The sequence below is a fragment of the Paenibacillus sp. MY03 genome (assembly GCF_002165585.1).
Lineage (GTDB): Bacteria > Bacillota > Bacilli > Paenibacillales > Paenibacillaceae > Pristimantibacillus > Pristimantibacillus agaridevorans.
In genome coordinates, this window is record NZ_MXQD01000046.1 from 45,641 (window position 1) to 54,894 (window position 9,254).

At 48.5% G+C, this 9,254-nt stretch carries 8 protein-coding genes; 2 read left to right on the forward strand and 6 right to left on the reverse strand.

The genetic code is table 11. From position 1 onward, the window contains the following. Positions 1–25: 25 nt before the first annotated feature. The 6 genes from B1748_RS28120 to B1748_RS28145 form a co-directional block, all read right to left on the reverse strand. Positions 26–1,093: a M14 family zinc carboxypeptidase gene (locus tag B1748_RS28120; RefSeq protein ID WP_087571281.1), complete on the reverse strand. Its 1,068-nt coding sequence runs from the start codon at positions 1,091–1,093 to the stop codon at positions 26–28. Positions 1,094–1,108: 15 nt separating this feature from the next. Further along, positions 1,109–1,975, reverse strand: coding sequence for a carbohydrate ABC transporter permease (locus tag B1748_RS28125; RefSeq protein ID WP_087571282.1), 867 nt, complete (start codon positions 1,973–1,975; stop codon positions 1,109–1,111). Positions 1,976–1,983: 8 nt separating this feature from the next. Beyond that, positions 1,984–2,901, reverse strand: a complete 918-nt coding sequence (locus B1748_RS28130; protein WP_087571283.1) for an ABC transporter permease — start codon at positions 2,899–2,901, stop codon at positions 1,984–1,986. Next, entirely contained in the window at positions 2,898–4,472 is a 1,575-nt protein-coding gene (locus tag B1748_RS28135; protein ID WP_087571284.1) for an extracellular solute-binding protein, read from the reverse strand. The genes B1748_RS28130 and B1748_RS28135 overlap by 4 nt, the downstream gene beginning before the upstream one ends. 161 nt (positions 4,473–4,633) lie before the next feature. Next, a complete protein-coding gene (locus B1748_RS28140) occupies positions 4,634–6,901 on the reverse strand; it encodes a helix-turn-helix domain-containing protein (RefSeq protein ID WP_179215872.1) in 2,268 nt (755 codons plus the stop codon). A 104-nt stretch (positions 6,902–7,005) separates the two neighbouring features. Further along, complete coding sequence (locus B1748_RS28145; RefSeq protein ID WP_256975979.1) at positions 7,006–7,989, reverse strand: helix-turn-helix transcriptional regulator; 984 nt, start codon at positions 7,987–7,989, stop codon at positions 7,006–7,008. Positions 7,990–8,139: 150 nt separating this feature from the next. On the opposite strand from B1748_RS28145, the gene B1748_RS28150 reads away from it, so the two are divergent. Together B1748_RS28150 and B1748_RS28155 are read left to right on the forward strand one after the other, a co-directional pair. Continuing rightward, the gene (locus B1748_RS28150) at positions 8,140–8,619 is read left to right on the forward strand and encodes a hypothetical protein (RefSeq protein ID WP_087571287.1); all 480 of its coding nucleotides are present in this window, start codon (positions 8,140–8,142) and stop codon (positions 8,617–8,619) included. A 22-nt stretch (positions 8,620–8,641) separates the two neighbouring features. Further along, the gene (locus tag B1748_RS28155) at positions 8,642–9,118 is read left to right on the forward strand and encodes a GyrI-like domain-containing protein (protein WP_087571288.1); all 477 of its coding nucleotides are present in this window, start codon (positions 8,642–8,644) and stop codon (positions 9,116–9,118) included. Positions 9,119–9,254 lie beyond the last annotated feature (136 nt).

Sequence of the window (9,254 nt, forward strand, 5' to 3'; positions counted from 1 at the left end):
TCCGTGGCCGTCGCCGTTTCATCGATTAGGTCGGGATTCCGGCCCCTTTCAATTGGAATCGAATCAGCTCCGCGAATAAAATAAAGTGGCTGTCCAATATTTGGTCATACGAATATTGTGCTCCCGGAGCGTTCAACATCGTATTTGATTCGAATGTCATGGACATGCCGCCGCTTATATGATGCAACGCGGACGTCAGATTGAAGGACGGCGGAGGATACGCGGCCCCGTCCTCCCAGTTGTCGCTTACGTCGAACGGAATATCCGCCCGATCGTGAGCCTCCTTGACTTGCATGGCGAATTGATGTTGCACCTGCTGGATATACTTGGGGGCGTACCGGATCGGCACGATGAAGTTGGTGCAGTTGGCTCCGCCATGCAGCAATACCGACGCATCCACACGCTCCTCGTCCGCCAACCGCAACAACGATCTCGTTTCCTCGGCCATCGGCAAGAAAAAGTTGTCGTGCATCAAATTGATGCCGTCATCGTTAAAGTAACCGCCCAAGAAACCTGCTTCGTCTTTCATGGGATGCACCTTTTTACAATCGGGCCAGTTGCATAACTCGCCGTTCTTCCACGTTCCTTGCACGTAATAACGCATTTGCTCCATGCTAAGGCCGGCAAAGGAACGAAGGGGGATCCGCGCCCTGCCGTCCGGGTTCATGCACGGAATAAGAATGAGCCGGCACCGCTGGAGAAGGTCGAGCAGCTCCGCATGCGGCGTGCCGCGATGATCCTCACCCGTCTCGAGCACGCGGATCAAATTCAATACGGCCGCGATGCCCTCCAGTTCTCCGCCGTGTATCCCGCCAACAAGGAGCAGCGTCTTGCGGCTGTCCTTATCCGTGGACTTGTAGCAGGCTAAATCTCCCGCTCCGCAAGCCGAATTATAATTCGACCGTCTAGGATAGGGTTCTTGATCGCCGTAGACAACCGCTTGGATCTCTCTGCCTCCTGCCGACTTCCCCAACCCAATGATGCTGCCGATTGTCACCTGGCTTAGCTCTTCTTCGATGTCCCGGAGCCGAGTGCGCCAAAACGGAGGAATAGGCTCGTTTTCCTTATTCGAAAGCTTCTCGTCATAAACCAACGGGGTCCCTTCTTTCTATCCCTTTAGTGAACCGATTAAAGCGCCTTTCACGAAATACTTCTGCACAAACGGATAAACGGCCATAATCGGCAGTGTGGAGACGATAATGGTGGCGAACTTCAAGGATTCGTCCACAATGGCGTCGCTTCCCGCCCCCGCGGTGATTCCGCCGTCCATGACCTGGCCGGCCAGTACCAGATTGCGCAAAATCACTTGCAGCGGGAACAAATTAAGATCGCGCAAATACAGCAACGCGCTGTAGAAGTTATTCCAAATGCTTACGGCGTAAAACAAGCTGATCGTGGCCAGAATCGACTTGGACAATGGAAGAATAATCCGTATGAAAATGCCGATATCGTTCAAACCATCGATCTTGCCTGCTTCCTCCAGCTCATAAGGCAAACCTTTGAAAAAAGTACGCATGATAATTAAATTCCATGTGGAAATCATCCCCGGAATAATCATCGCCCAGATGCTGTCCATCATCCCGACGGAACGCACGACGAGGAACGTGGGAATCATTCCGCCGCTAAAGAGCATGGTGAATACGACAAGCTGCATAAAAAATTTGCCGAATACCAGCCTTCTGCGCGATAGCGCATAGGCCCCCATGGACGTAAAAGCTAATGAAATGACGGTGCCTAAAACGGTATAAAGAATGGTGTTTCTATAGCCGACCCAAATGCGTTCATCCTGGAGCACGTATTTGTAAACATCTAACGTGAACCCTTTCGGCCATAGTCCTACTTCGCCGCGCATGACATATTCGCTAGAGCTGAGAGAGACGACGACCATGTAATAAAAGGGATACAACGCGATGAAGGCTACGATCGACAACAACAGAACATTGACTGCAGAAAATAGCGAAAATTTCTTTTTCATTGGACCTCCTACCATAAGCTCGTCTCCGTCAGCTTGCGGCTGGCATAGTTGGCGCCAACGACGAAGACCAACCCGATGATGCCCATAAATAAATCAATGGCGGTGCCGTAGGAGAAATTGCCTTGCACAATCCCCGAACGGTATGCGTAGGTCGATATAATATCGGCCGTTTCGTACGTAGCGGCATTATACAGCAAGAAAACCTTCTCGAAGCCGATATCGATAATGCTGCCGATATTCATGATCAGAATGATGATGATGGCGGGAGCGATGCCCGGCAAGGTTACATGCCGGATTTTCTTCCAGCGTCCCGCTCCGTCGATATCGGCTGCCTCGTACAAGGTCGGGTTGATCGCCGTCAACGCGGCCAAATAAATAATGGAGCTCCAACCCGCTTCCTGCCAGATGCCCGAGGTTACATAGATCGTCCGAAACCATTTGGCCTCCGACATGAAGTTGATCGGCTCCAATCCCAAAGCCTGCAGCCAGTCGTTGACAACCCCGGCGCTGGGGGAGAGGAAGACCGTAATCATCCCCGCCACCACGACCGTTGATATGAAATGAGGCAAATAACTGACGGTCTGCACAAACCGTTTGAAAAATGATATTCTCACTTCGTTCAACAGAATCGCCAAAATAATCGGAAACGGAAACCCGAAAACCAGCCGATACACGCCCAATAAAAAGGTATTGCGAATGATTTGTAGCGCATCCGGGCTGTTGAAAAATTGGTAATAATATTTTAAGCCTACCCAGTCGCTAGCCCATATTCCTTTCACCAGGCTGTACTGTTTGAACGAAATGACGATGCCGGCCATCGGCAAGTATTTGAACACGATGTAATACGCGAGCAGCGGCAATAGCAAGAGCAAGATGTATCTATCGCGGACGACATCTCGTCCCGTTCTGCGAAACCAACCGATCATTGGCCGCTGCCGCTTCGCTGGTCATCCCACGTTTGTTGGTAGATCTCCAGCATCTCGGGCACGCCAAGCTTGTTCATTTCTTCCGTGTAGCTGCTCCATTCGCTAAGCGGACGATTGCCCATAATGAATCTGGCCATGCTCTCTTCATAGTGCTTCGAAATTTGCGGGTTCAACAAATTGACGCGTTCCAACACATCGCCATTGAATCTCGGGGACACGACCTGGACCGGGAAGGCGTACTTCGGCGCCTCTTCGTAGGCATATTTCTCGTCATCCGCTATCATGCTCAGATACGCGTTCGTATCGAACTTTCCGTAGGTTCCGTGGGTCATAATGCCGGCTTCCCTGCGAAGGTCGGCGAATTGCTTGTATTCCGGAAGGAATGTCCGCTTGCTGTCGGCTACCGTATAGGTTTCGTTCTCTTTGCCCCAGCTCATAATATCGGAACCTTCCTCGGAATACAGGAAATCGATGTATTGCAGCGAAGCATCCAGGTTTTTGGTTTTGGCGTAAACGGCAAACGAGGTCGACTCCATATTCGTGCTCGGAATAAAGGAGCTGTCCGGTACTCCGGCGGGAGGCGCCATAAAGCTCATATGCTCTCCCTCGCGCAATTGGTTATTCACGATCTCCATTTGCGGAATATACTGCACGGTAATAAAGGACTTGCCCGTCGTTATCGCCTGGTTCCACACCTTCACGTCCATGGACAACCAATCCGGCGGGAATAACTTCTCTTCGTAGAATTTATTCAGATAGGTCAGCATTTCCTTATAGTTATCCTCGATAGGTCCATACCGGTACTCGGACGTCTCGGGATCCGGGAAGAATTGGTTGGTTGTATTGAACGTAGTCGCAAAGTTGGATAAGTTGCCCAGACCGTGCCTGAATATGAACGGATAGCTATCTGGGTACAGTTCCTTTAACTTCTTGCTGACTTCATACAGTTCATCCCAAGTCGTCGGAGGTTGAAGTTCGTGTTTGGCGAATATATCGTCCCGGTAGAACCAGATCATCTGGTTCGTCACGCCAGCCCCGTCTATAATCGCGCTATAGATGTTCCCGTTGGAATTTGTCGCTCTTGTTCTAATGTTCGGATTGTCGTCGAGAAATTTTTTGAAGTTGGGCATTTTGTCCAAATGCTGGGCAAGATCCAGAAGCACTCCTTCCTCGCCGTATTTGTCCGTATTAAACATGTACAGAACATCCTGAACTTCGCCCGAAGCGATATTCAGCGCCAACGTATCCTCGTAGCTTCCCGAAGGAATTTGGACATCTACGGCGATGTTCGTTTTTTCCTTAATCCAGTTCCAAGCCGGCCATTCTTTTTTGTACGGCCATGAAGCCGCGACTTCGGTAAACATCGATATCGTTTGCGGCTCCTCGAAATAATAAGAAGCATGGTCGCCGGAGGAACCGTTATTCCCTTCCGTCCCGCTTGTTGCGGGCTGCCCCTCATCGTTTGACTTGCCGCCGTTCTCCGTTCCGCTGCTACAGGCCGCAAGCGTCGCCGTCAACGCAACGGCCGACAGCGCAACCATCATGCTTTTCGATTTGTACCACTCCGTCATCCTTAACCCATCCCCTTAGTCCTGATTTGATATTTGGAACATCCCTGCCTTGTGCTCGTTCATCATAAAAAAATAAGCCAACCCTCACAATCATACGATTGCGGGGTGGCCTCACGATTTATCGAATGATCCGTAAATCAGACCATGATTCATAATTCAGGTTAGGATCGCGGTTGATGCCGATATTCCGTAGGCGTCATGCCCGTATATTTCTTGAACATTCTGTTGAATGAGTTAATGTTCTGATATCCGGCGAGCTCGGCAATTTCCCGGGCCTTCAATTCCGTGTCGCGCAGCATTTCGCAAGCCTTCTCGATTCGGATTTGATTCACGTAGTCCACGAAGTTGGTTCCCGTCTTCTCTTTGAAGTAGGTGGAGAGATAGCCGCTCGTAATTTTCAATTCGCCGGCCACGTCCTCCAAGTTGAAGGCTTTGCTGTAATTGGCCACCACGTATTGAGTGGCGAAATCAATGATTTTATCCGTTCCCACTTGTTGCTTTAGTTGTTCCGTCTGCTCGTGCAACTGCAGGAAGAAGGACATCAGGCAGCTTTCCAATTCCTCGTAGCTTAAACAATTTTCGATCATGCTTTCGGCTTGTGCGTGAGAGAATGGATGGTCGACCGTAAGCAAACCCGTTCCTTGATTGTAGAGATGAATAGTCCGATCCATGAGCAGCTTGGCCAGCTTGATCGCCTCCGTCGCGGGATATTGCCGTTCCCGCAGCTTGCCGAAGAGCTTGTTCATCGCGTGCCGGACGTTCGCGAAGTTCCCGGCAGACAGTTGCGAGGCGATCTCTCGCAATTGGTCGGCCGAGACGGTTGGTTGAACGCGTTTGTCGAGTGAATCGTCTTTCATGATAATGGTTGCGGCTTGCAAAGGCCGCATTTGCAAACGCAGCAACGTTTCCTCGTAGGCCTCGGTCAATTCATCGGAATGAGAATAAATCGAGCTCACCGAGATGGTGGCAAAACCATAGGACTGGTCGATATCCAGCGTCGTTTTTATTTTCTCCAAAACAGGTGCTACTTCTTCCGCGGATTCGCAAAACACGATCGTCATCAGCTGGTTTTTTTCCATATGGAAGCTGATTGGTTGACGATGGTCATGCGAGATCGTCAGATCGATGTATTCTTTGACATAGGAATACCATCTGGATTCGTTTTTTTCACGGTGCTCCGTGATCATGTCGCCGAAGGTGTGGCGGATCGTCAGGTGGAACATAATCAGCAGATAGGGTGCGTCGGAGAAATGCACCTCCAGTTCGTTTCTAGGCCAAATATCTTTCATTTTGTTAACGTAAGCGAAGTTTTGCAACAACGACTTATGAGACTTCAGTTCGTGATCGGCTTGTTCCTTGGCGTCGGACAAATGGCGGAACTGCTCGCTAATCGCGTCGAATTCTTTGATTCTGCTCGACTCCGGCATTTTTTTATTTTGATTCAATAGAGATTCGATAATCTGTTTCAACGGGTTATTGATCTTCCGGACAAACCATACCGCCGACAGGATCGCGATGAAAATCGACAGAATCAGGACGGTCAACAAAGCCGATTTGATCTTCAGCTGAGCCGAGATGGTCTCCACGGGCACGATGCTTACGTAGGTGAAGCCCGTTCCTTTCCCCTGCTCGTAGAAGTAATAATAATCGTCATCGATACGAAACCCTTTGTTAGCGGCGAAGTTCAGATTAGAATCGGGGATACGATGTTCCGCCTTATTCTCGTACAAGATTTGATCGTTGTTCATAATGATCAGATTGTCATGTACGGAAATTTGCAGCTGATTGAACATTTTTTCCGAATCCAGAAGTCCGACCATATAAAAAGGGCTGTCGGCATATCCCTTATAAACGACGGGCAAATACACATACGATGTTGCCGGGGCATTGGCGTAAGCCTGTTCATAGAAGGTGGCGTCGGCAAGCACCTTATAGCTGTAATCCTCCGTATATTGCCGCACCCAAAACTCCTTCGTATAGGTTTCCTGCTTCAAAAACACGGAAAACATCTGATCTGCCACCGTGCTTTTTTTGTAATCCAGCACCTGTTCGTCGGTACCGGAATAGAGAAAGACGTCTTCCATCATTAACAGCGAATTGCCCACTAATCGTTTCAGTTCCTCTTGGATAGCGGGATATTTGATAAAGTTTTCGCGTTTGCCGAATTGCTGGATATTCTCGTTAATGTAGAAGGACATCATCGTTTTGCGAACCAGTTCGAAATGCTGTTCGTAATTGCCGGCCGTTCTCTCCAGATTAGCCGAATTGTAGCTGACAATTTCACCACGAATTTCGGTCGACATTAACGATATGGTCAAATAGTTGAGGCCGATCAAAAAAAAGATAATGACCATAAACGCAACGACAAGCTTCGTAAATAACGAATTCGTTTTGTTTTTCGGCATAAATAACCGCTGAATCGCAATCAATTTCAAGTCACTCCTTGTACCCTTACGCCAAGCGGATGGCCTGGATAAAAAATGCATGGAAATATAATAACATAAATGGCGAACGTTGCAGCCCGGCTATTGTCCTAACGTGTTTTTGTTAAAGTGTCAGCACTTCCCCTTAACCGTTTTTCCAAAATCAAGCGCAGCTCATCGGGAATCCGTTCAAATTCGACCCCTTTCCCCAAAAACAAAAGCCAATCCGCATAATACTCTAGCGCCTCAACATCGGTCACATCCAGTTGAGCATTGAAAATCCCACTCGACTGGAACATCCCTGTAAAGGACAAAATAATCCCCGGCGGGTGCAAGCGCTTAAAGCGCTGAATTCCAGTCGTATCAAGCTTTACAATCAGATTAGACTCACGTGCTCCAAGCCGTTTTTTGCTTAAAATCTCTTGCTCGGACCGCCTCATCTTCTGCTCAGAAATGGCCGAATTCCGCAGCATCTCGACAGGCAAATAACGAAACTCATCGGTATCAAGATCATAAACCTCGACTAGCCAACGAGCGTTTGAGTTAAAAATATGAATCAAAAAAACATCCATCAACTGCGGCCAGCCAGGACTCTGCTCATACGTCAAGCGCAAGTGCTTATCCCGCGCCGCAAGCGAAATCAGCTGGTTCAACTCCGCAGGCGCCGCATCATCGAGTTCCAAAAGATTCGGATTAGCAGGATTTGTATTTTCAAAAAGCAAGATATTATTCAGCTCAATCAGCTCGTCGTGCTGGGTTTGCGACGCGATGCCGATGAGTTTTTCAGTGATGGAGCGGCGATTTTGCAAATAAGGCAGCTGCGAATTTTTCGATGCGATAAAGCTGATAAATATCGCTTTCAGCTCTTCTGGCGTGAAACGGACGGCGGACAGATACTGATTTTGCAAGACATTGTAGCCGCCCCCGCGCCCAAGCTCGGTCGTCAGCGGAAAACCCATCGCCTGAATCTCGTTTATGTCGCGGATCGCCGTCGCGCGAGAAATCTTGAACTCCCGCTGAATCTCTGCAATCGTAAAATGCGCGCGGTTATTGATGAAGCGCATGATCAGGCTCACTCGTTCTGTCTTTTTCATGATTTTATTGTATCAGAAATGTAGCACCCGTACTGATTTTGATTCTGTTTTTGCAATACTTTTTGATATTCGATAAAAGGTATCGTTTTTTGATACATTTAGAGAATAATATCAATCTTGTAAAAACAATTCCGCTAAGGAGAGATTAAAATGTCTAATTACTCCATCCAAACCATCTCAGAAAACTACAAAATGACTGCTTTCGGTGTTTTACTTGAAGACTACAACGACTGGTCAGGCAATGCAGCAAAAACTGCAGCGAAAAAAGCTGAAATCACTGAAAACGGCAAGCTTGCCGAACTTCTCGCGCTCGCTGACGGGCAAGAATATCAAATCAACTACGTCATCGACGGCAAGGCTTGGCGCGGCTTCGGCGTGATGGATGCATACGACGTGGAAGGCACGGTCGTCCTTGACTTCCTCGCTGGGGACTACCTCGTGGTGTCTGGCACAGGCGCTGAAAAAGACCGCCTCGCTGACGAAATAACAGGCAAGGTTTTCGGTGGCCTGCTGCAAGAAATCACAGACTACAAATACGTTGGTCCTGGCAACTCAACATTCGTCAAAGCAACTGAGGACGGTACATTCTACGGCGAAATGTGGCTTCGTGCAAAAAAAATAACAGGCTAATCTCAGTCAAAGGAGCACTCCAATGGCAAATTACACAGTTGAACATAAGAAATCATTTACATTGACCGCTTATGGTTTTTCAATTCAATCCAGTTTCCAAGACGCGCCAGCTTTGCAGAAGGAAAAAGCAGAGTTTTGGGGAAGACTCAAAGCTGACGGGCGTTTTGATAAGCTCAAAGCGGCCGCAAAAGATGATCGCGAATGGTCAGTCAACGAGGTTTATCAAGGCAGACCGTGGAATTATTTCGCGGTAGAAGCTAGCAAATCGGTGGCTGACGCAACACGCATCATCGAGTTTCCGGAGAGCGAGTACATAGTGCTCACAGGAACCGGCGACAAGGAAACTTTGTTTAATCAGTTGACTTATCGTGCTTTTGGCGAAGTCTTGTCTCAGATCACTGACTATGCTTACATCGGCGGCCCCAATGCGACTTATCGCAAAGAAAACGGTGACGGCACTTTCTACGGCGAATTTTGGGTTCCTGTGGTTAAAAAATAGTAGGATTGCTCGCAATGCGTAGGCCGGGGGTTAAATTCCATTCATCAGCATCTTTTTTTATGGGCTTCCGTCATTAAGTTTAAATCAAAAGGCATCCTATCTGTCCACGAAGGATAGATAGGATGCCTTTTTCATT

Bases quoted from the DNA above. Each gene is read 5' to 3' on its own strand.
- B1748_RS28125 (WP_087571282.1), bottom strand. From the start codon at position 1,975: ATGAAAAAGAAATTTTCGCTATTTTCTGCAGTCAATGTTCTGTTGTTG.
- B1748_RS28130 (WP_087571283.1), bottom strand. From the start codon at position 2,901: ATGATCGGTTGGTTTCGCAGAACGGGACGAGATGTCGTCCGCGATAGA.
- B1748_RS28135 (WP_087571284.1), bottom strand. From the start codon at position 4,472: ATGACGGAGTGGTACAAATCGAAAAGCATGATGGTTGCGCTGTCGGCC.
- B1748_RS28145 (WP_256975979.1), bottom strand. From the start codon at position 7,989: ATGAAAAAGACAGAACGAGTGAGCCTGATCATGCGCTTCATCAATAAC.
- B1748_RS28150 (WP_087571287.1), top strand. From the start codon at position 8,140: ATGTCTAATTACTCCATCCAAACCATCTCAGAAAACTACAAAATGACT.
- B1748_RS28155 (WP_087571288.1), top strand. From the start codon at position 8,642: ATGGCAAATTACACAGTTGAACATAAGAAATCATTTACATTGACCGCT.